Annotated in this window: 18 protein-coding genes and 1 tRNA gene; 10 read left to right on the top strand and 9 right to left on the bottom strand. The window is 70.6% G+C overall.

Annotation, left to right across the window (positions count from 1 at the left end):
- Positions 1–31: 31 nt before the first annotated feature.
- The 4 genes from EDF31_RS05490 to EDF31_RS05475 are packed head-to-tail and all read left to right on the top strand — an operon-like array spanning position 32 to position 5,224.
- Positions 32–1,651, top strand: coding sequence for an ABC transporter substrate-binding protein (locus EDF31_RS05490; protein WP_131845443.1), 1,620 nt, complete (start codon positions 32–34; stop codon positions 1,649–1,651).
- A 5-nt stretch (positions 1,652–1,656) separates the two neighbouring features.
- Entirely contained in the window at positions 1,657–2,694 is a 1,038-nt protein-coding gene (locus EDF31_RS05485) for an ABC transporter permease (protein WP_243649876.1), read from the top strand.
- Positions 2,691–3,587: an ABC transporter permease gene (locus tag EDF31_RS05480; protein ID WP_243649875.1), complete on the top strand. Its 897-nt coding sequence runs from the start codon at positions 2,691–2,693 to the stop codon at positions 3,585–3,587. Before EDF31_RS05485 ends, EDF31_RS05480 begins: the two co-directional genes overlap by 4 nt.
- The gene (locus EDF31_RS05475) at positions 3,584–5,224 is read left to right on the top strand and encodes an ABC transporter ATP-binding protein (protein ID WP_131845442.1); all 1,641 of its coding nucleotides are present in this window, start codon (positions 3,584–3,586) and stop codon (positions 5,222–5,224) included. Before EDF31_RS05480 ends, EDF31_RS05475 begins: the two co-directional genes overlap by 4 nt.
- Positions 5,225–5,372: 148 nt before the next feature.
- On the opposite strand, the gene proP is transcribed toward EDF31_RS05475, so the two are convergent.
- Positions 5,373–6,959: a glycine betaine/L-proline transporter ProP gene (proP, locus tag EDF31_RS05470; RefSeq protein ID WP_243648893.1), complete on the bottom strand. Its 1,587-nt coding sequence runs from the start codon at positions 6,957–6,959 to the stop codon at positions 5,373–5,375.
- Between the two features lie 153 nt (positions 6,960–7,112).
- Positions 7,113–8,375 (bottom strand): glycosyl hydrolase, encoded by a 1,263-nt coding sequence (locus EDF31_RS05465; RefSeq protein WP_131845441.1) that lies wholly within the window; start codon positions 8,373–8,375, stop codon positions 7,113–7,115.
- A gap of 213 nt (positions 8,376–8,588) precedes the next feature.
- Between EDF31_RS05465 and valS the strand changes: the two genes are divergently transcribed.
- Both valS and EDF31_RS05455 read left to right on the top strand, forming a co-directional pair.
- Positions 8,589–11,183, top strand: a complete 2,595-nt coding sequence (gene valS, locus EDF31_RS05460) for a valine--tRNA ligase (RefSeq protein ID WP_165901333.1) — start codon at positions 8,589–8,591, stop codon at positions 11,181–11,183.
- A 64-nt stretch (positions 11,184–11,247) separates the two neighbouring features.
- Positions 11,248–11,499 carry a hypothetical protein gene (locus EDF31_RS05455; RefSeq protein WP_123293970.1) on the top strand — a complete coding sequence of 84 codons (252 nt, stop codon included), beginning with the start codon at positions 11,248–11,250 and terminating at the stop codon, positions 11,497–11,499.
- 81 nt (positions 11,500–11,580) lie between these two features.
- Here EDF31_RS05455 and EDF31_RS05450 read toward each other — a convergent pair whose 3' ends face one another.
- Complete coding sequence (locus tag EDF31_RS05450; RefSeq protein WP_131845440.1) at positions 11,581–12,417, bottom strand: alpha/beta hydrolase; 837 nt, start codon at positions 12,415–12,417, stop codon at positions 11,581–11,583.
- Positions 12,418–12,539: 122 nt separating this feature from the next.
- On the opposite strand from EDF31_RS05450, the gene EDF31_RS05445 reads away from it, so the two are divergent.
- Both EDF31_RS05445 and EDF31_RS05440 read left to right on the top strand, forming a co-directional pair.
- Positions 12,540–13,139, top strand: a complete 600-nt coding sequence (locus EDF31_RS05445; RefSeq protein WP_131845439.1) for a TetR family transcriptional regulator — start codon at positions 12,540–12,542, stop codon at positions 13,137–13,139.
- Positions 13,140–13,395: 256 nt separating this feature from the next.
- Positions 13,396–15,420, top strand: a complete 2,025-nt coding sequence (locus EDF31_RS05440; protein ID WP_131845438.1) for a M3 family metallopeptidase — start codon at positions 13,396–13,398, stop codon at positions 15,418–15,420.
- Between the two features lie 204 nt (positions 15,421–15,624).
- On the opposite strand, the gene clpX is transcribed toward EDF31_RS05440, so the two are convergent.
- Positions 15,625–16,905 (bottom strand): ATP-dependent Clp protease ATP-binding subunit ClpX, encoded by a 1,281-nt coding sequence (clpX, locus tag EDF31_RS05435; protein WP_111084519.1) that lies wholly within the window; start codon positions 16,903–16,905, stop codon positions 15,625–15,627.
- Positions 16,906–17,138: 233 nt separating this feature from the next.
- On the opposite strand from clpX, the gene EDF31_RS05430 reads away from it, so the two are divergent.
- Together EDF31_RS05430 and EDF31_RS05425 are read left to right on the top strand one after the other, a co-directional pair.
- Positions 17,139–17,867 carry a YcnI family protein gene (locus EDF31_RS05430; RefSeq protein WP_131845437.1) on the top strand — a complete coding sequence of 243 codons (729 nt, stop codon included), beginning with the start codon at positions 17,139–17,141 and terminating at the stop codon, positions 17,865–17,867.
- A gap of 50 nt (positions 17,868–17,917) precedes the next feature.
- Positions 17,918–18,523: a copper resistance CopC family protein gene (locus tag EDF31_RS05425; protein ID WP_131845436.1), complete on the top strand. Its 606-nt coding sequence runs from the start codon at positions 17,918–17,920 to the stop codon at positions 18,521–18,523.
- Positions 18,524–18,585: 62 nt separating this feature from the next.
- On the opposite strand, the gene EDF31_RS05420 is transcribed toward EDF31_RS05425, so the two are convergent.
- The 5 genes from EDF31_RS05420 to EDF31_RS05400 all read right to left on the bottom strand — a co-directional run bounded on the left by EDF31_RS05420 (position 18,586) and on the right by EDF31_RS05400 (position 21,876).
- Complete coding sequence (locus EDF31_RS05420) at positions 18,586–19,245, bottom strand: ATP-dependent Clp protease proteolytic subunit (protein WP_111075987.1); 660 nt, start codon at positions 19,243–19,245, stop codon at positions 18,586–18,588.
- A gap of 26 nt (positions 19,246–19,271) precedes the next feature.
- Positions 19,272–19,901, bottom strand: a complete 630-nt coding sequence (locus EDF31_RS05415; RefSeq protein WP_111084515.1) for an ATP-dependent Clp protease proteolytic subunit — start codon at positions 19,899–19,901, stop codon at positions 19,272–19,274.
- A gap of 169 nt (positions 19,902–20,070) precedes the next feature.
- Positions 20,071–21,378 (bottom strand): trigger factor, encoded by a 1,308-nt coding sequence (gene tig, locus EDF31_RS05410; protein WP_159572754.1) that lies wholly within the window; start codon positions 21,376–21,378, stop codon positions 20,071–20,073.
- A 52-nt stretch (positions 21,379–21,430) separates the two neighbouring features.
- A tRNA-Pro gene (locus EDF31_RS05405) sits at positions 21,431–21,507 on the bottom strand.
- Between the two features lie 93 nt (positions 21,508–21,600).
- Positions 21,601–21,876 (bottom strand): hypothetical protein, encoded by a 276-nt coding sequence (locus tag EDF31_RS05400; RefSeq protein ID WP_131845435.1) that lies wholly within the window; start codon positions 21,874–21,876, stop codon positions 21,601–21,603.
- Between the last annotated feature and the right edge of the window lie 19 nt (positions 21,877–21,895).

The following is a 21,895-nucleotide window of genomic DNA, read 5'->3' as shown; positions in this document are numbered from 1 at the left end:
GGCCCCAGTAAACCGCTAGACTCGTCCAGCCATGATCTTGGACTCAGTACAGAAAACCGTCGCCGCCGTCGCGAGCGCCACCGCCGTCGTCCTCGTCCTCGCGGGGTGCAGCGGCGCCGGGACGAGCACCACGAGCAGCAAGCCGGTGAGCGGCGGGACCCTGACGTACGCCTCCGGCGATGCCGAGCCCACCTGCCTCGACCCGCACGTCGGCGGCAACTACCCGCAGGCGCTCCTGGCGACGCAGTACATCGAGGAGCTCGTCGGGCTCGAGGACGGCGAGCCGACGCCCGAGCTCGCGACGAAGTGGACCACGAGCGACGACGGCAAGACCCTCACCTTCACGCTGCGCGACGACGTCACCTTCACCGACGGCACCCCGTTCGACGCCGCCGCCGTCGTGGCGAACATCGAGCACGTGCAGGACCCGGCCACCGCGTCGAGCACCGGGTACCTCGCGCTGCAGTCCATCACGAAGGCGACGGCCACCGACGACCACACCGTGACGCTCTCGCTGAGCCGTCCGGACAGCGCGCTGCTCGAGTCCTTCTCGCAGCCGTGGGTCGGCATGGAGTCCCCGAAGGCACTCGAGCGCAAGCAGGCGACGAACTGCGAGGCGCCCGTCGGCACCGGCCCGTTCGAGGTCACCGGGTGGAAGCACGGCGACCGCGTCACCCTGACGAAGAACAGCGACCACTGGGGGAAGACGAAGCCACGCCTGTCCGGCATCACGTGGCGGTTCCTGCCCGACTCGACGTCGCGCTACGCGGCGCTGCAGTCCGGCCAGGTCGACGTCATCGACAACGCGCAGCCCGACCAGCTCAAGGCAGCGTCGGCGAAGGGCGCCATCCGCGACCTCGACGCCCCGCGCCCCGGTGCCTCGAACCGCCTCGAGCTGAACTCCGGCCACGGCGTGTTCCGTGACGAGGCCGTGCGGCAGGCGTTCATCGCGGGTGCCGAGATCGACCCCGGCCTGCAGTCGCTGTTCCTCGGCACCGCGAAGCGCTCGTACTCCGTGCTCTCGAGTGCCGAACCGCTGGCGTACTCGGAGAAGAGCCGGTTCGACTACTCGCCGACGAAGGCGAAGCAGCTGCTCGACGACGCCGGCTGGAAGGTCGGGTCGGACGGCATCCGCGTCAAGGACGGCCAGCAGCTGACCGTGACGTTCCCGGTGTCGACGAACCAGTCGGTGCCGGCCGAGCGCAGCCTGTTCCAGCAGATCCAGGCATCCGAGAAGGCCGTCGGGTTCAAGGTCGTGCTCGACGAGCTCGACCTCTCCAGCTGGTACGCGGCCCTCGCGGCGAACGAGTACGACGTGGTCAGCGCCCCGTACACGAAGGTCGGCCCCGACGTCCTGCGGATCCTGTACGACAGCGCGAGCATCGAGCCGGCACCGTCCGGGTACTTCGCGAACCTCGCGCAGCTCGACGACCCCGCGCTCGACACCCTGCTCGAGCAGGCGGCCCGCACCTCGGACGCCGACGAGCGCGCCGACCTGTACGAGCAGGCGCAGAAGACGATCCTGGCGAGCGACACCGTGCTGCCCCTCTACGACCAGCAGAACCACTTCCTGGTGCGCTCGGCCGTGCACGGCATCCAGACGACCTCGGTGTCCACGCCCTGGTTCGGCACGGCCTGGATCGACCGCTGACGCGGATGCCCTGGGTGTGGTGGGCCGTCCGACGGCTCGCGGGCGGGGTCGGCGTGCTCTGGGCCGTCGCGACGATCGTGTTCGTCGCGATCCGGCTCATCCCCGGCGACCCCGCACTCGCGATCCTCGGTGGTCCGGGCTCGCAGGCCTCCGCCGAGGCCGTCGCCCAGGTCCGGCACGAGTACGGCCTCGACCAGCCGGTGCTCGTGCAGTACGCGGTGTTCCTCGGACGCCTCGCCACCCTGCAGCTCGGTGACTCGTACGCCTTCCGCACCCCGGTCGCGACGTTGCTCGGCCAGCAGCTGCCCGTCACGCTCACCCTGGCGGTGGCCGGGCTCGTCGTCGCCTGGGTCCTGGCGATCGTCGCGGCCTGGTGGTCGACGCAGCGCGGTCGGTTCGCGGCCGGGCTGACGAGCGCGCTGAGTGTCACCGCGAGCGTGATGCCGCACTTCTGGCTCGGCAGCGTGCTCATCGTGGTGTTCGCGGGCGCCCTCGGTTGGGTGCCCGCGGTCAGCGACGGCACCGTGCGCGGCTGGGTGCTCCCGGTGCTGACGGTGGCCGTCCCGGTCGCCGGGTACCTGGCCGAGACCGTCCGCGACGGGGTCGTCGATGCGCAACGGTCCGCCTTCGCCCTCGCCGCCCGGGGCCGTGGTGAGACCCGCCTCGGGCTGTTCGCCCGGCACCTGCTCCGCCACGCGGCGCTGCCCGGGATCGCCCTGTCCGCCTGGGCGTTCGGGTCCCTCGTGTCCGGCGCCGTCGTCGTCGAGTCCGTGTTCGCGCTGCCCGGCATCGGTCGCGCCCTGGTGACCGCGGTGACGCAGCGGGACATGCCACTCGTCGCCGGCATCGCGCTGGTGTCCGCCGCCGCCTACGTCGTGGTGCTCGCGGTCGCGGACCTCGTCGAGCGTGTCGTCGACCCGCGCACCGGAGGCCGGCGCACCGGCGCCCCGCGCGCCGGAGGCCCGCGCGCCGGCGCCCCGCGCCCGCGCACCCCGCGAGCCGCGCGACGCCGTGGACCCGGCCCCGAGGCGGCGGCGCGGTGAGCGGCATCGCCGAGCCGAGCCTCCTGGCCGGTGAACCGGTCGACGGACGACCGGCAGCAGCACGTCGCCGGCGACGGGGCCTCGGCGTCCCCGGAGCCGTCGCGGGTGCCGTGGTCCTGCTCGCCGTCGTGGCGGCCGCCTGGCCGGCGCTGCTCGGCGGCGCGGACCCGCTCGCCGTGCACCCGTCCGGGGCGCTGCTCGCGCCGAGCGGCGCGCACCCCTTCGGCACCGACGAATCCGGACGCGACGTCCTGGCCCGGGTCGTCGCCGGCACGCGGGCCTCGCTCGTCGTCGGTGTCGCCGCGACCCTGATCGGCGGCGGGACCGGCGTCGTGCTCGGGGTCGTCGCCGGACTGGGCGCCGGCGCCGGGCGCATCGGCCGACTGCTCGACGCCGTGATCGGACGCGTCACCGAGGTCGCGTTCGCCCTGCCGCTGCTGCTCGTCGCCCTGGTGGTCATCGCCGTCACCGGCCCGGGCCCGGTGCCCGCCGTTCTCGCCGTCGGCTTCGCCACCGCCCCCGGCTACGCCCGCATCGTCCGTGGCCTGGTCCGCGCGGCCCGGTCGTCGCAGGTCGTCGAGACCGCCGTGCTGCTCGGCCGCTCCCCCGTCCGCATCGTGGTCCGGCACGTCCTGCCCACCGCACTCTGGCCCGTCGTCGCGGTCGCGACACTCGGCGTCGGCCAGGCGATCGTCTGGGCCTCGGCGCTGAGCTACCTCGGTGTCGGGACACCGCCCCCGGCTCCGGAGTGGGGCGCGATGCTCGCCGACGGCCGGACCTACCTGCAGACCGCACCGTGGATGAGCACCTTCCCGGGGCTCGCCATCGTGGTGCTCGCGACCGCCGTCACCGTGCTCGGTCGCGCGATCCGCCGAACAGGAGTCGTCCGATGACCACCGTCCTCGAGGTCCAGGCGCTGCACGTCGCCATCGCGGGCACGCCGATCGTGCACGACGTCGCCCTGCGGGTCGACGCCGGCGAGTGCGTCGCCCTGGTCGGCGCGTCCGGCTCCGGCAAGACCGTCACCGCCCGCGCCGCACTCGGCCTGTCCGCGCCCGGCTCCGCCGTCCGCGCCGACGCCTTCACCGTCGCCGGACTCGACGTCCGCGCGTTCTCCGATCGTCGGTGGCGCCAGGTGCGCGGGTCTCGGGTCGGCTACGTCGGCCAGGAGGCCCTGGGCGCGTTGGACCCGCTGCGTCCCGTCGGACGCGAGGTCGCCGACAGCCTCCGCCTGCACACCGAGATGGGTGCGGCCGAGCGCGTGGACGCCGTGCGCGATGCCCTGCGCGCGGTGGGCCTCGACCCGGACATCGCGACCGACGGCCGACTCGCCGGCACGCTGTCGGGCGGGATGCGGCAGCGAGCCCTCATCGCCGCGGCCACCATCGGGTCGCCGGCGCTCGTGGTCGCCGACGAGCCCACGACCGCACTGGACGCCGGGGTCGCGGTCACCGTGATGGAGCAGCTGCGGGCGGCACAGCAGCGCGGGGCGGGGCTGCTCGTCATCACGCACGACCTCGGGCTCGTCGCCGGGTGGGCCGACCGGGTGGCCGTCATGCACGAGGGCCGGATCGTCGAGCAGGGTCCGGTCGCCTCGGTGTTGCAGGATCCGCAGCACGCCGCGACGCAGGCCCTGGTGCGCGCGGCCACTGGCGCTCGGTGCGAGGTTGATCACTCCGTGCGAGCTTCCGACGACGCACGGAGTGATCAACCTCGCACGGGGCACGGCGGGAGGGCTGGCGGAAGGGCTGGCGTCCTCGTCGCCGCGGGGCTCGCGCGCGACTACGAGGGCGTCCGCGCCGTCGACGACGTGTCGTTCGGGCTCGACCGCGGGCGGGTGCTCGGGGTGATCGGCGCCTCGGGGTCGGGTAAGACCACCCTGGCGCGGATGCTCCTCGGGTTCGAGACGCCCGACGCCGGCACGGTCTCGCTCGACGGAGCCCCCTGGGTACCGCTCCCCGAACACGACCGACGACCCCGACGCCACCGGGTCGCGGCCGTCGTGCAGGACCCCGGCGCCACGTTCGACGAGCGGTGGTCGGTCGAGCGGGTCCTCGCCGACGCGTTCTCGCGGGGCGACGACCGCCGCGCCCGTGGTTCCCTCGCCGCCCGGGTGGACACAGCCCTGCGCCAGGTGGACCTCGACCCGGCGCTCCGGCCGCGGTCGCCGCTGACCCTGTCCGGTGGGCAACGGCAGCGACTCGCGATCGCCCGGGCGCTGGCCACCGACCCCGAGGTGATCATCCTCGACGAGCCGGTCACCGCCCTCGACGCCACCGTGCAGGACGCCGTTCTGACCCTGCTCGAGCGGCTCCGCGACGACACCGGCGTGGCGATGGTGTTCGTCTCGCACGACCTGCGGGCCGTGCGCCGGATGGCCGACGACGTGCTCGTCGTGCACCGGGGCGCGGTCGTCGAGCACGGCCCCGCCGCGACGGTGTTCGCGCGCCCGGCGCACCCCGTGACCGCGCACCTGCTGCAGGCCGCGGAGCGGCTGGCGGCGGGCCCCGCAGCCGACTTCACGGGCTGAGCGACAGTTCGCGCGGTGCCGCGTCCGCGAACTGTCGCTGCGCGCGTGACGTCCCCCACGGCCCTGAACGTGACCGGAGGCCCGGTGCGCGTCCGTGGCGGACGTGCACCGGGCCTCCAGGGCGGGTTGCCGCGGGGCGGCCCCGGGGTCAGGAGTCGGCGGACTCCTTCTTCGCAGCGTCACCCGAGATGATCGGGATCTCACTCGTCGCGAACTCCTTCGCCCAGTCGGACTGCGCGAACTCCGAGTTCGGGTCGTTGTAGTCGTCGATCACGCCGGCGACCTCGTCCTCGGAACCGACCGTCGGGCCGGAGCCCATGAGCGGGGTGGCGGCGGTCTCCTTGGTGAAGTACACCGCGACGAGCCCGATGACGGCGGCCAGCATCAGGTAGAAGGCCGGGATGTCCTCTGCCCAGCCGTAGCCGGCGTCCTTCGCGGCGTTGATGAGCGCCGAGGTCGCGAGCGGGGTCGTGCCACCGAACAGCGACACCGAGACGTTGAAGGCGATCGCGAGCGCGCCGTAGCGGATGATCGTCGGGAACAGCGCGGGCAGCGTCGACGGCATCGTCGAGGTGAACGTGACGAGCACGACACCGAGGATGAGCAGGCCGGAGAACACCCCGACGCCCGTGCCGGTCTGGACGAGCTTGAGGGCCGGCCAGGACAGCAGGATGAAGCCGATGCAGCCGGCGGCGAGCACCGGGCGACGACCGAACTTGTCGGACAGCCGGCCACCGAACGTGATGACGACCATCATGAGCAGCATCACGACGACTATCAGGATGAGGCCGAACGTGGCGTTCTGGCCGAGGTTCTGCTCGAGGTAGGTCGGCATGTACGACAGCAGCATGTAGTCGGTCACGTTGAAGACCAGGACCAGGCCGATGCAGATGATGAGCGCGCGCCAGTTCTCGGCGAAGAGCTTGAGGAACGGGGTCTTCTGCCCCTCGCGCTCGGCGGCCTGCTCCTGCTGCTTCTGGAAGGCCGGGGTCTCCTCGAGCTTGAGACGCAGGTACAGCCCGATCAGGCCGAGCGGGCCCGCGATGATGAACGGGATGCGCCAGCCCCAGCTGAGCAGGGCGTCCTCGGACAGGCCGAACTGCAGGCCGGTGACGATCGACGCGCCGAGCACGTAGCCGGCCAGGGTGCCGAACTCGAGCCACGAGCCCATGAACCCACGGCGCTTGTCGGGCGAGTACTCGGCGATGAAGGTCGCGGCGCCGCCGTACTCACCGCCGGTCGAGAAGCCCTGCACGAAGCGGGCCACGAGCAGCAGGACCGGGGCCCAGAAGCCGATCGAGTCGTACGACGGGATCAGGCCGATCATCAGCGTGCCGGCGGCCATCAGGATCATCGTCAGCGCGAGGACCTTCTGCCGGCCGATCCGGTCGCCGATCGGACCGAAGACGGCGCCACCGATCGGTCGGACGATGAACGCCGCGGCGAAGAAGCCGAAGGTCGCGACGATGTTCGCGGCCGGGTCGCCCTGCGGCAGGAAGACCTGCGAGATCGTGACGGTCAGGTACGCGAAGATGCCGAAGTCGAACCACTCCATCGCGTTGCCGAGAGCGGCGGCCGCCACGGCGCGCTTGAGCAGCGACTCCTCGACGACGGTGACGTCGTCCTTCGTCAGCTTGCGCCGAGCGCGCTTCGCAGCGCCCTTCGAGCGCAGCGGTCGGTCGCCGTGCGGCAGCGGCCGATCGCCGTGCGGGTGGGGTGCGTCGTTCGGTGCCAAGTCGTTCCTCCGGTGTGCGGTGCGTCCTTCGGGCGTCCGGCGGACGGCAACGGTGCAGTTCCTGCGAACCCGCGCTCGCCGGACAAACTCCGACAGACTACCAGGTCTCCGGCGTGTCCGACAGGTCGGTGTGGTAATCGCCGCTCCGACGCGTCACCGATCGGAGCGGAGGAACACCGGGGCTGCCCGGACCCGCACCGACGCCGCACCGCGGACCACGGTCAGCCGGCTCGTCGCCCCGGTCGCCGAGACCAGCGAGGAGCCGCCCGGCATGCCGACCGACGTCGTGCGGACTCCCGACGTCGACCAGACGACGCGGACCACGTCCCCGCCCGAGCCGTACCTGACGATCCAGACCCCGCCCGTGCCGGCCCGTTCGACCGCCACGAACCGGCGATCACCGACGGTGCGCACGAGGACCGCGTAGGCCGCGGCAGCCCGCCGCGCCGTGTACCCACCACTGGCTGAGCCGTACAGGCCGTACCCGGTCGGTGTCGACGCCGCGTCGTTCAGGGTGAACGGCACGACGAGCGTGGCACCGAGGTGCGCGGCGAGCGCTCCCCAGCGCACCAGCCAGGCGGACTGCACTGCGGGGGTGACGGTACCCGCCTGCCCCGGCGGACCGGCCTGCCAGCCGCCTTCGGTCCACCAGACCGGGACGGAGCGGTGTTGCGCCGTGAGGGCCGTCCGGAGCTCCCGCATCGCGGGCCCCAGAGTCGTCTCCGGCGGTCGTGTCCCGGTGTACGCGTGGACCGACACCGCGTCGACCGTCGCCGGACCACCTGCGGCGAGCCACTGCCGGAGCCACGGGTGCAGGCCGTCCGCCCCGAGCAGGCTCATGGCGGGACCCGCCACCACGGAGCCCGGCGCCGCGGCGTGGACGGCCGCGGACGCCGCCCGGGTCAGTGCGACGTAGCGTGCAGCACTGCGGGCCTCCGGCGCGACGGTGTTCGGCCACTCGTTCCAGATCTCGTACCCCGCCACGTCCGGGCCGAACGTCGCGGCGACGAACCCCGCGTACCGCGCGAACGCGGCGATGCCGGCGGCTGTGGTCGGACCACCACCGCCGTCGTGGTGGGGATTGCCGTAGTCGAGGACGATGAGCGGTCGGATCCCCGCCGCGCGGAGACGGTCGACGGACTTCCGGTACGACGCGGGCATGACGAGTTCGTCCCGGGCCTTCTCGACGCCCGTCCACCACAGGTCGACCCGAGCGGTCCCCACGCCGAGCCCCGCCGCGAGGGCCACCTTCGCGCCGTCCGCCGTGGTGTCGATGCCGGAACCGATCCCGAACCGAGCCGAACCGGTCGCGGCCGCAGCCGCGGCCGCGGCCGCAGCCGGCACCGGCGGGGACATCGGCAGGAGCAGCGCGGCCACACCGACGAAGGCGGTCGCGACTTTCTCGAAGGTATTCACGGATTGCACCCTACGAGCATTTCCGATCAATGCAAACAATTGCATTCGTGCGGCATTTGCGTATTTCCGCCGAAAGAATTCCCCATCCAGCATTCCCGCGGTCGACTCCGGGTCTCCGGCACCGGGTAACCTTGGGACACCACGCACCAGGCGTGGACACTCAGGCACCTCATCACGGACTCGGTGCCGCACACACGCACGGAAGGCGCAGCCATGACCAAGCCCATGCCCGAGAAGCCCAGCGTCGACGGACTCGAGCAGGTCTGGGGGCCGGTCTGGGAGCAGGACGGCACCTACCGCTTCGACCGTGACGCCGCCGGCCACCGCGACGCCGTCTACTCGATCGACACCCCGCCGCCGACCGCCTCCGGGTCGCTGCACATCGGGCACGTCTTCTCGTACACGCACACCGACCTCAAGGCGCGGTTCGAGCGCATGCGGGGCAAGCACGTCTTCTACCCGATGGGCTGGGACGACAACGGCCTGCCGACCGAGCGCCGCGTGCAGAACTACTACGGCGTCCGCTGCGACCCGACCCTCCCCTACGACCCCGACTTCACGCCGCCGTTCGAGGGCGGCGACGGCAAGTCGTCGAAGGCCGCCGACCAGCTGCCGATCTCGCGCCGCAACTTCATCGCGCTGTGCGACCAGCTGACCGTGCAGGACGAGCAGCAGTTCGAGGAGCTCTTCCGCACCCTCGGCCTGTCGGTGGACTGGACGCAGTCGTACCGCACCATCGACGACACCTCGCGGGCGAGCGCGCAGCGCGCCTTCCTCCGCAACCTCGCGCGCGGCGAGGCCTACCAGGCCGACGCCCCGACCCTGTGGGACGTCACGTTCCGCACCGCGGTCGCGCAGGCCGAGCTCGAGGACAAGGAGATGCCCGGCGCGTACCACGGCATCGCGTTCCACCGTGCGGACGGCGGCGACGACGTCGTGATCCAGACGACCCGTCCCGAGCTGCTGCCGGCGTGCGTCGCCCTCGTCGCGCACCCCGACGACGAGCGGTTCCAGGACCTGTTCGGCACCACGGTCCGCTCGCCCCAGTTCGACGTCGAGGTCCCGGTGCTCGCGCACCACCTGGCGCAGAAGGACAAGGGCGCCGGCATCGCGATGGTCTGCACCTTCGGCGACACCACCGACGTGGTCTGGTGGCGCGAGCTGCAGCTGCCGAACCGCGCGATCCTCGGCTTCGACGGCCGTGTCCGTTCCGACGAGCCCGCGTGGATCGAGTCGGCGACCGGCAAGGCGCTCTACGCCGAGATGGCCGGCAAGACCGTGTTCTCGGCGAAGAAGGTCGTCGTGGACGCCCTGACCGAGTCCGGCGAGCTCGTCGGCGACGTCAAGACGATCAACCACCCGGTGAAGTTCTTCGAGAAGGGCGACAAGCCCCTCGAGATCGTCTCGACCCGCCAGTGGTACATCGTCAACGGTGCCCGCGACGAAGCCCTGAAGACGACGCTCCGCGCCCGCGGCGAGGAGATCGCGTTCCACCCGGACTTCATGCGCGTCCGCTACGACAACTGGGTCGGTGGCCTGTCCGGCGACTGGCTCATCTCGCGCCAGCGGTTCTTCGGCGTGCCGATCCCGGTCTGGTACCCGCTCGACGCCGATGGCAACCCGGTGTTCGACCAGCCGATCGTCCCGACCGAGGCGCAGCTGCCCGTCGACCCGTCGTCCGACCCGGCACCCGGCTACTCCGAGGACCAGCGCGGCGTCGCTGGCGGGTTCCAGGGCGAACTCGACGTCATGGACACCTGGGCCACCTCGTCGCTCACCCCGCAGCTCGCGGGCAAGTGGGAGACCGACCCGGCGCTGTACGACCTGGTGTACCCGTACGACGTCCGCCCGCAGGCACAGGACATCATCCGCACGTGGCTCTTCACGACGGTGCTCCGCAGCCAGCTCGAAGCGGACACCGTGCCGTGGAAGCACGCGAGCATCTCCGGCTTCATCGTCGACCCCGACCGCAAGAAGATGTCGAAGTCGAAGGGCAACGTCGTCACGCCCCTGTCGATCCTCGAGCAGCACGGCGCCGACGCGGTCCGCTACTGGGCGGCCTCGTCCAAGCTCGGCACCGATGCGGCGTTCGACCCGCAGAACCCGAAGCAGATCAAGGTCGGACGTCGTCTGGCGATCAAGGTCCTGAACGCCGCCAAGTTCGTCTACGGCTTCCCGCTGCCCGAGGGTGCCACGAGCGTGACCGAGGCGCTCGACGTCGACATGCTCGCCGAGCTCGGTGCGGTCGTCGAGCAGGCCACCGCCGCGTTCGACGGCTTCGACCACGCCCGCGCGCTCGAGATCACGGAGCGGTTCTTCTGGACCTTCTGCGACGACTACCTCGAGCTCGTGAAGGAACGTGCCTACGGCACGGCGGCCGACGCGACGCACGAGACCCAGGCGAGCGCGGTCCTGGCGCTGCGCGGCGCGATCGACGTGCTGCTCCGACTGCTGGCACCGTTCCTCCCGTACGCGACGGAAGAGGTGTGGGCCTGGACCCACGAGACCAGCGTGCACCGGGCCTCATGGCCGACCGCTGCCGACCTGCCCACCGACGCGGCCCCAACCGGGCTGCTCGCGGCCGTCGGACAGGCGCTCATCGGGATCCGCGGCGCGAAGACGTCGGCGAAGGCGTCCCAGAAGACGCCCGTCACGCGTGCCGTCGTCGCGGCGCCGACCGAGACGCGGGCGCTCATCGAGCGCGCGGCGGTCGACCTGGCGGCCGTCGGCCGCATCGAGAACCTGTCGTTCGTCGACGGCGACGAACTCGCCGTCACCGAGATCGAGCTGGCGGAACAGCAGGCGTAACGTCGGTCGTCCGGCCGGGTCGCCTCGGCGATCCGGCCGGTCCACCACCGGACAGGAGGCACGGATGCAGTTGGGCACACGATGGAGCGTGGGTGGGGAGCCGCCTGCGCGACTGCCCGAGGCGATGGTCGTCGCCGTGCGCGGGGTCGAGGACGAACTGGCGGCCGAGTCGGTCGACACGGGGACCTGGGGCTGGACCCTGACGTTCCTCGAGGGCAAGCCGATCGTCGAGCTCGACGACGGCACCTCGATCCACCTCGACGATGCCGGGCACGCCCAGGTCACGAACCCCGACGACGCCGCGGAAGAGGACTAGCGCGGGGCGAGGTTGCTTGGTGAGCAGAAATGGTCGGGTCCCCGGTGGGAACCCGACCATTTCTGCTCACGATGCGAGCGGCTACTCGGCGAGCCAGGTGAGCAGGACCTCGTTCACCTCGGCGGTGTGCGTGGTGAGCAGGCCGTGCGGGGCACCCTCGATCTCGACGTACTTCGCGGCCGGCAGGGCCTTGGTGAAGCGGCGACCGGTGGCGTCGATCGGCAGGATGTTGTCCGCCGTGCCGTGCACGATGAGCGCCGGGACGGTGACCTTCGGGATGTCCTGACGGAAGTCGGTCGGCCAGGTCAGCGGTGCTGCGGCGGACGCGATCGCGCCCGAGCCGGCGGCGATGTTCCAGGCGTTGCGGACGGCCTCTTCCGAGATGCGCGAGCCGAGGTTCTCCGACAGGTTGAAGAAGTCCTGGTAGAAGTTCGTGAAGTACGCGTACCGGTCCTTCTTGACGTCGGCGGCGATGCCCTCGAAGAACGACATCGGGCCGGCGCCGTCGGGGTTGTCGTCGGTGATGGCCAGGAAGGGCTCGAGCGAGGCGAGGAACGCGACCTTGGCGATCCGGTCCTGTCCGTGGCGGCCGATGTAGCGGGCGATCTCACCGGTGCCCATCGAGAAGCCGACCAGGATCACCTCGCGCAGGTCGAGGGTCTCGAGGACGGTGTGCAGGTCGTCGGCGAAGGTGTCGTAGTCGTAGCCGGTGCTCGGCTGCGAGGACTGCCCGAAGCCGCGGCGGTCGTACGTGATCACGCGGTAGCCGGCCTCGAGCAGGGCCGGGGTCTGGCCCTCCCACGAGTTGCCGTCGAGGGGGAAGCCGTGGATCAGCACGATCGGCTGACCGGTTCCCTTGTCCTCGTAGTGGAGTTCGATGTCGACGCTGTTCTCGGTTCCGACGGTGATGGCACCCATGATCGTTTCCTTCCCTGAGCCTCACGGAGAACGTTCGTTCTCTGTCGATGTGCCTTACACTAGAGAACGATCGTTCCCGGCGCAACTCGGGAACGGTGAACACGCAGCGAACGGGGTACGTCATGGCAACCAGCACCATCAGCACGGTCGACGCCGACGTCCGCGCACACATCGTGGACGTCGCCGACCAGCTGTTCTACGCGCGCGGCATCCAGTCCGTCGGCATGGACGAGATCCGCACGGGCGCAGGCGTCTCGCTGAAGAAGCTCTACGCGGCGTTCCCCGGCAAGGAGCAGCTCATCGCGGCCGTCCTGTCCGGGCGGCACGACCTGTGGGAGCGCGGCGTGCACGGCGCGGTCGAGGCGGCCACGACCCCGCGCGACAAGCTGCTCGCCGTGTACGACTTCCTCGAGTCGTGGTTCGGCGACGACACGTTCCGCGGCTGCGGGTTCATCAACGCCTTCGGGGAGCTCGGTGCGACCTCGCCCGCGGTCGCCGAGATCGCCCGCGACCACAAGGACTCGTTCCAACGGTTCGTGCAGGAGCTCACCGCCGAGGTCGTCACCGATCCGGACCGTGCCGAGGAACTCGCCGCACAGCTCGCCCTGCTCGCCGAGGGCGCGCAGACCACTGCTGCCATCGCCGGCACCACGGAACCTGCAGCGCACGCCCGCCGTGCTGCGTCGACGCTGATCGACGCCGCGACGGGGCCGTCCCGCTGACCTGGCCGTTTCGGGCGTACCTGGTCGTTCCGGGCGTACCTGGTCGGTTCTTCCGACCAGGTACGCCCGATTCCGCTTTCCAGTCCGGTCGCGATGGGAAGGAACGCACCCACAGGGCGGACTGGGCCCACGCCGCCGGTTCCGGTGCGACGCGCCAGCGGCGCGACGGCCGTGCCGGTGGGGGGAGGCGCGGGGCCAGGCCGCCACGGGCCTCCCGTCCGCCCCGTCGCGGCGCGACGTCCGTAGGGTGGTTGCCATGGCAACCCCGTTCGACGTCCCGAGCACCCTCCCCTACGCCCTGCCGCCCTTCGGCGACGTGCGACTCGAGCACTACCGACCGGCCTTCGAGGCCGGCATGGCCGAGCAGCGCGCCGAGGTCGAGGCCATCGCCACCGATCCGCATGCGCCGACGGTCGAGAACACCCTCATCGCCCTCGAGCGTTCCGGGCAGCTGCTGACCCGGGTCAGCCACGTGTTCTTCACGCTGTCGTCGGCGGACTCGACGCCGGAGCTGCACGACCTCGAGGCCGAGGTCTCGCCGTTGCTCGCCGCCCACCGCGACGCGATCACGCTGGACTCCCGGCTCTACGCGAGCGTGCAGTCCGTGCTCGACGGCGCCGTAGCCGCCGGGCTCGAGGGCGAAGCGCTCCGCCTGGTCGAGCGCACCCACGCCGAGATGACCCTGGCGGGCGCCGGGCTCGACGACGCCGGCAAGGAGCGCCTGACCGCCATCAACCAGGAGCTGTCGACGCTCACGACCACCTTCGAGCGCAACCTGCTCGAGGACACCAACGACTCCGCCGTGCACGTGACCGACGAAGCCGAGCTCGAGGGACTCGACGACGGTGCGAAGTCCGCCGCTGCCGGGTCCGCAGCGGACCGCGGCCTCGAGGGCTGGCTCATCACCCTGCCGCTCTACACCGGCCACCCGTGGCTGCCGTCGCTCGCGAACCGCGACCTGCGCGAGCGCATCATGCGCGCCTCCCTCGCCCGCGGCCGCCGCGGCAACCAGTACGACAACCGCGAGGTCCTGCTGCGCATCGTGCGGCTCCGTGCCGAGCGCGCCGAACTGCTCGGGTTCCCGAACCACGCCGCGGTCGTCACTGCCGACGAGACGGCGAAGACCCCCGAGGCCGTCGACGGGCTACTGTCGTCGCTCGTCGGCGCTGCGGCGCGGAACGCCGACGACGAGCGGGCCGTCCGGTCCCGCACGGTCGGGTTCGACATCGAGTCGTGGGACTGGGCGTACGCCACCGAGATCCTGCGCGGGGAGCAGTTCGCCGCGGACAGCTCGGCGCTCCGACCGTACTTCGAGGCCGACCGCGTCCTGCACGACGGTGTCTTCCACGCCGCGGGTGCCCTCTACGGCCTCACGTTCACCGAGCGCCCGGACCTGCACGGCTACAACGACGAGGTCCGTGTCTTCGAGGTCACCGGCGACGACGACGAACCGGTCGGGCTCTACCTGCTCGACCTGTACACGCGCGACGGCAAGCGCGGCGGCGCGTGGATGAACCCCGTGGTCGAGCAGTCCGAGCTGCTCGGGACGCTGCCCGTCGTGGTGAACAACCTCAACGTCGCGAAGCCGGCCCCCGGGTCGCCGACGCTGCTCATCCAGGACGAGGTCGAGACGCTCTTCCACGAGTTCGGCCACGCGCTGCACGGCCTCATCGCCCGCACCACGTACCCCCGGTTCTCCGGCACGAACGTCGAGCGCGACTTCGTCGAGTTCCCGAGCCAGGTGAACGAGATGTGGGTGTCGTGGCCGTCGGTCCTGGCGAACTACGCGAAGCACCACGAGACCGGCGCAACGCTGCCGCCCGAGCTCGTCCTGGGCCTGAGCGAGTCCGAGGGCTTCAACGAGGGCTTCGGCACGACCGAATACCTGGCCGCGGCGCTCCTCGACCAGGCGTGGCACCGGCTCTCCGCAGCAGAGGCCGCCGCGGTGACGTCCGTCGAGGACTTCGAGCGATCGGCGTTGGAGGCCGCCGGCATCGCGGTCGAGGCCGTGCCCCCGCGGTACTCGTCGACGTACTTCGCGCACACGTTCTCGGGCGGGTACGACGCCGGGTACTACGGCTACATCTGGTCCGAGGTGCTCGACGCCGACACGGTCGAGTGGTTCCGCGACAACGGCGGGCTCTCCCGGGAGGCCGGCCGTCGGTTCGCATCACGGCTGCTGGGTGTCGGCGGCGCGAAGGACCCGCTCGAGGCGTACCGCGACTTCCGCGGGCGCGACGCCGAGGTCGGGCCGCTGCTGCGTCGCCGCGGGCTCGAGTAGGGCGCTGCGGGACCGGGCGCTTCCGGGCGTACCGCGTCGAATCGGGCGTACCTGGTCGGAACTTCCGACCAGGTACGCCCGATCTCACTTTCCATCGCAGCCGTCATGGGAAGAACCAGACGTCGACCCGCGGGCCGTGCCGACCGCCCCACCACGACGAAGCCCCGCACCGATCCGGTGCGGGGCTTCGTGGCGAGCGGAACGCTACGCCGACTTCTCGACGCGCTTCGCCCGCGGCCGGGGCACGATGGTCGGCGCCGCGTTCTCGAGCACGGACTCGCGGGTGATCACCACGCGGGCGACGTCGTCGTCGGACGGGACGTCGAACATCACTGGGCCGAGGACCTCTTCGAGGATGGCGCGGAGGCCACGGGCACCGGTCTGGCGCAGCACGGCCAGGTCGGCGATCGCCTCGAGCGCACCCTGGTCGAACTCGAGCTCGACGCCGTCGATCTGGAACATCCGCTGGTACTGCTTGATCAGCGCGTTCTTCGGCTCGGTCAGGATCTGCATGAGGGCTGCCTGGTCGAGCTGCGACACCGTGGTGACGACGGGCAGACGACCGATGAACTCGGGGATCAGGCCGAACTTGTGCAGGTCTTCCGGCAGGACCTCGGAGTAGAGGTCCTGGTGGTCGGTCGCACTGTGCAGCGGCGCCCCGAAGCCGATCCCCCGCTTGCCGACGCGCGAGGACACGATGTCCTCGAGCCCGGCGAACGCACCGGCCACGATGAACAGGACGTTCGTCGTGTCGATCTGGATGAACTCCTGGTGCGGGTGCTTGCGACCACCCTGCGGCGGGACCGACGCGACGGTGCCCTCGAGGATCTTGAGCAGTGCCTGCTGCACGCCTTCGCCCGAGACGTCACGCGTGATCGACGGGTTCTCGGCCTTGCGGGCGATCTTGTCGACCTCGTCGATGTAGATGATGCCAGTCTCGGCACGCTTGACGTCGTAGTCGGCGGCCTGGATCAGCTTGAGCAGGATGTTCTCGACGTCTTCACCGACGTAGCCGGCCTCGGTCAGGGCGGTGGCGTCGGCGACGGCGAACGGCACGTTGAGGCGCTTCGCCAGGGTCTGCGCCAGGTAGGTCTTGCCGCAGCCGGTCGGGCCGATGAGCAGGATGTTCGACTTCGCGATCTCGATGTCGTCGCGGTCTTCGGCAGCGGTGATCTGCCCCTGCGCACGGATGCGCTTGTAGTGGTTGTAGACGGCCACGGCGAGGGCGCGCTTCGCCGGGTCCTGCCCGATGACGTACTCCTGCAGGAAGTCGAAGATCTCGCGCGGCTTCGGCAGTTCGAAGTCACCGCTCGAGGTGTCCTCGCCGGCTTCTGCCAGACGCTCCTCGATGATCTCGTTGCACAGCTCGACGCACTCGTCGCAGATGTAGACACCCGGACCGGCGATCAACTGCTGGACCTGCTTCTGGCTCTTGCCGCAGAAGGAGCACTTGAGGAGGTCCCCGCTCTCTCCGATGCGTGCCATTGCCGTGCCTCCCTGGTTGGACGTGCCGGCCCGCGCACTCGCACCGGCCGCTGGTGCACCGCTGCTGGTGGGCACCTCGTCGTGGACACGAGCCTAACCGCAACCGGTGACACCGACCGTGCGGCGCCGCGGGATTTCGCGCGCGCGTTCGCCCAGGGCGTTCGGGCCTGCTACCGTGATCCAGTCTTCTCTACAAGTTGTAGAAACACCGTCCCGACCATCGAAGGATCCCCATGCAGAAGCGTCTCGCCGCCGGCGGCGCCGTCACCCTCGGCGCCGTGGCCGTCATCGTCCTCGGCACGGCCGGCGCAGCCAGCGCGCACGTGTCCGCGACGGCCACCTCGACCGCCGCGAACTCGTACACCACGGCGACCTTCTCGGTCCCGCACGGCTGCGACGGCTCCCCCACCACGAAGATCGAGTTCCAGGTGCCGGAGTCCGTCATCGAGGTCACCCCCACCGTGAACCCGAACTGGAAGATCACGAAGGCGACCGAGCCGTACACGAGCCCCTCCGCCGCGGCCGACGGTGAGCACGCCGAGGACGCCGCCGAACGTGTCACGAGCATCACCTACACCGCGAAGACCCCGCTCCCCGCCGACGAGCGCGACACCTTCGCCCTCTCCTTCTCGCTGCCGGACGGCAAGGCCGGTGACCTCGTCGAGTTCCCCGCGATCCAGACCTGCGAGAAGGGCTCGGTCGAGTGGAACCAGGAGCAGCAGGCCGGCGAGGCCGAGCCCGAGCACCCGGCCCCCTCGATCACGCTGACCGCGGCCGAGGCCACGGACGACGACGGTGACCCGGTCGCCACCACCCCGACCGCCGAGGCCGCATCCGGCTCGACGACCCCCGCGGACCCCGACCTGGTCGGCCGCTTCCTCGGCCTGGGCGGTCTGGTGCTCGGCGCCGTCGCCCTGGTCGTCGCCGTCGCCGGCACGCGTCGTCGGAGCTCCGCCAAGTGACGCAGCGCGGCTCGCGTCGGGCTCGGCTGCGGTCCTCTGCCTGGAGGCTCGTGGCCGGGTCCGCCGCGGCCGTCGCGATCGCGGGCGGTGCGGTCCTCGGGCTCGCGGGTCCCGCCAGCGCGCACAACTACCTGATCGCGTCCACCCCGGAGGTCGACGGCACGCTCACGAGCCTGCCGAAGGCGTTCGAGATCACCACGAACGACAAGCTGCTCGACATCGGCGACTCCGGTTCGGGCTTCGCCTTCCGGGTCGTGGGTCCGGACGGGAAGTACTACGAGGACGGCTGCGTCGACATCGACGGCCCCTCGATGACCACGCCCGCCGCACTCGGCGACTCGGGGAAGTACACCGTCGAGTGGCAGATCGTCTCCGCCGACGGCCACACCGTCTCCGACGAGTACGCCTTCACGTGGAAGGCCCCGTCCGGCTTCTCCGCGGCCTCGGGGTCCACCACGCCGCCGACCTGCGCCACCGCGGGAGACGACTCCACCGAGGCCGCCACCACCGGCACCGCCTCGGGTGACACCGACTCGGCCGCGACCGACGCGCTCTGGATCGGCGCCGGAGGCGTCGTCCTCGTCGCCGCGGTCGTCGCGGTCCTGCTACTCCTGCGGCGCCGCCCCGCGCCCGAGACGGACGACACCGAAGACTGACACCGCCGCACGACGAAGGCCCCACACCGATCGGTGCGGGGCCTTCGTCGTTCCTGCTGGTGCTACTTGACGAGCGCCGGCAGGTTCTTGCGGCTGGTGAGGACCTGGTCGATCAGGCCGTACTCCACGGCTTCCTGCGCGGACATGATCTTGTCGCGCTCGATGTCGTGGTTGATCTCCGCCGGCGTCTTGTTGGAGTGCTTCGACAACGTCTCCTCGAGCCAGGTGCGCATGCGGAGGATCTCCGCCGCCTGGATCTCGATGTCCGACGCCTGGCCGCCACCCTGCTGGACAGCGGGCTGGTGGATGAGCACGCGGGCGTTCGGCAGGGCCAGACGCTTGCCCGGCGTGCCACCGGCGAGGAGCACCGACGCGGCCGAGGCAGCCTGACCGAGGCAGACCGTCTGGATCTGCGGACGGATGTACTGCATCGTGTCGTAGATCGCCGTCATCGCGGTGAACGAGCCACCGGGCGAGTTGATGTACATGACGATGTCGCGGTCGGGGTCCATCGACTCGAGCACGAGCAGCTGGGCCATGACGTCGTCAGCTGACGCGTCGTCGACCTGGACACCGAGGAACACGATGCGGTCCTCGAAGAGCTTCGCGTACGGGTCCTGGCGCTTGTAGCCGTAGGCCGTGCGCTCCTCGAAGCTCGGCAGGATGTACCGATCGGAGGGAGCCGGGACGTTCTGCGCGCCACCGAGCATTGGGAGATGCATTCTCGTTTCCTTTTCTTCGGTGGGAGTCAGGACTGGGCGTCGGGGTCGGCAGCCGCGGTCGGCGTCGCGCCGTCACCGACGGTGCCACCACCGCCGACGACCTCGGCCGACGAGGCACGCAGGTGGTCGACGAAGCCGTACTCGAGGGCTTCCTGCGCGCTGAACCAGTTGTCGCGGTCGTTGTCCTTGAGGACCTGCTCGATCGACTTGCCGGTCTGCTCGGCCGTGAGCTCCGCCATGCGCTGCTTCATGTCGAGGATGACCTTGGCCTGCGTCTGGATGTCGGCAGCGGTGCCGCCGAACCCGCCGGACGGCTGGTGCAGCAGGACGCGGGCGTTCGGCGTGATGTAGCGCTTGCCCGGCGTGCCGGAGGACAGCAGGAACTGTCCCATCGACGCGGCCAGGCCGATGCCCACGGTGACGATGTCGTTCGGGACGAACTGCATCGTGTCGTAGATCGCCATGCCGGCGGTGATCGAGCCACCGGGCGAGTTGATGTAGAGGTAGATGTCCTTCTCAGGGTCCTCGGCGGCGAGCAGCAGCAGCTTGGCTGCGATCTCGTTCGAGTTGTCGTCGCGGACCTCGGAGCCGAGCCACACGATCCGGTCTCTCAGAAGGCGGTCAAAAACACTGGGGTTCAGTGTTGCTTCGGCCATGGAAAAGCTCCCGTTCAGTTGTCGCTTGTTGTCGAACTTATCGGTTGCAACGCACCACTTCGCGTGTGTTCGCCGACAGCAATGCGGTGGTGCGGAAAACACGAGACGGGAGGCACGGTGCCAGCTGGCACCGTGCCTCCCGTCTGTATCGCTGGTGGCGTCGAGTTCGTTACTCGGCGTCCTCAGCAGGGGCCTGCGCGACGCCCGCCGTGAAGGCGGACAGGTCGACTGCGTCGCCGTTGGTGTCCTTGACGGTCACCTTCGACAGGACGGTCGCGACCGCCTTCGAGCGGGCGACCTCGCCGACCATGCCCGGGATCTGGCCGTTCTGGTCGATGACCTTGATGAACTCGGCCGGCTCCATGCCGTACTGCGCAGCAGCCTGGATGAGGTACTGGGTCAGTTCCTCCTGGGAGACCTGGATCTCCTCCTTCTCGGCGATGGAGTCGAGGAGGATCTGCGAGCGGAAGGCCTTCTCGCTGGACTCGGAGACCTCCTTGCGGTGCTCGTCGTCCTCGAGGCGGTTCTCCTGCTCGAGGTGACGGTGCACCTCGTCCTCGATGAGCTGCTCCGAGATCGGGATGTTGACGTCCTCGATGAGCTTCTCGACGAGCTTGTCGCGAGCCGCGGCACCCTGACCGAAGGTCTTGGACTTCGCGATCTGCTCCTTCAGGTCCGCCTTGAGCTCGTCGATCGTGTCGAACTGGCTGGCGATCTGGGCGAACTCGTCGTCGGCCTCGGGGAGCTCGCGCTCCTTGACGGCGGTGACGGTGACGGCGATCTGGGCGGTCTCGCCCTCGCGGTCGCCACCGACGAGCTTCGACTCGAAGTTCGTCGACTCGCCGGCGGTCAGGGACTCGAGCGCCTCGTCGATGCCCTCGAGCAGGTCGCCGGAGCCGATCTCGTAGGAGACGCCGGTGGCCGAGTCGACCTCGTCGTCGCCGATGCTGGCGGTCAGGTCGATCTGCGCGAAGTCGCCGGTCTTCGCCGGACGGTCGACGGTCACGAGCGTGCCGAAGCGGGTGCGCAGGTTCTGCAGCTCCTCTTCGATCTCGTCGTCCGACACCTCGACGGCGTCGACGGTGAGCTCGTACGCGGAGTAGTCCGGCAGGTCGAACTCGGGACGGACGTCGACCTCGAAGGTGAGGACGAGGTCGCCCGCGAAGTCGGCGAGGTTCGGCAGCTCGGCGACGTCGGCCTCGGCACGGCCGAGGATGCGCAGCTCCTGCTCTTCGACCGCCTGGCGGTAGAAGTTGTCGATGGCGTCACCGACGGCGTGGTTCAGGACCTCGCCACGGCCGACGCGCTGGTCGACGATCGCCGGCGGGACCTTGCCCTTACGGAAGCCGGGGATGTTGATCTGCTCGGCGATGTGCTTGTACGCGTGGTCGATGCTCGGCTTGAGATCTTCCGGCGTCACGTTCACGGTGAGCTTGACGCGGGTGTCGCTCACCTTGTCGACGGTGCTGGTGGCCACGGGATGTTCTCCTGTTGGTTGACGTTCGTGTGGTCGATGGTTCTCGAGGACCTGGTCGGGGCGACAGGAGTTGAACCTGCGACCTCCCGCTCCCAAAGCGGGCGCTCTACCAAGCTGAGCTACGCCCCGTTTGACTGGGCCAGGGTGTCCGCGCGCGCCGAAGGGCGCATGCGACGCCGATGAGTCTAGCGGTCCCCCGGTGCGCGGTTCCCGGGAGGGACGTCACTCGTCCGCTGCGGCGCGTCGCAGGCCGTTGCGCCACCGCACGCCGACCACCACCTGGACCCCGAGCGCCGCGACAGCGAGCACGATGCCGACGACGATCCGCCACAGGTGCAGCAGGGCGTGCGCGGGCTGCGACTGCGGATCGCCGAACAGCTCCGGGCGCATCGAGAACACGATCGCGGCGAGGACCACCAGCGCGTACGAGACCACCCGCGACCGCTTGATCCGCCGCGCATCGGCGTCGGTCGGCGGGAGCATCACACGGGGTGGCATGTCGGTACTCGTTCGTCCG

The organism is Curtobacterium sp. PhB142 (assembly GCF_004341255.1).
Taxonomy (GTDB): Bacteria; Actinomycetota; Actinomycetes; order Actinomycetales; family Microbacteriaceae; genus Curtobacterium.
This window is presented reverse-complemented; position numbering and strand designations above follow the sequence as displayed.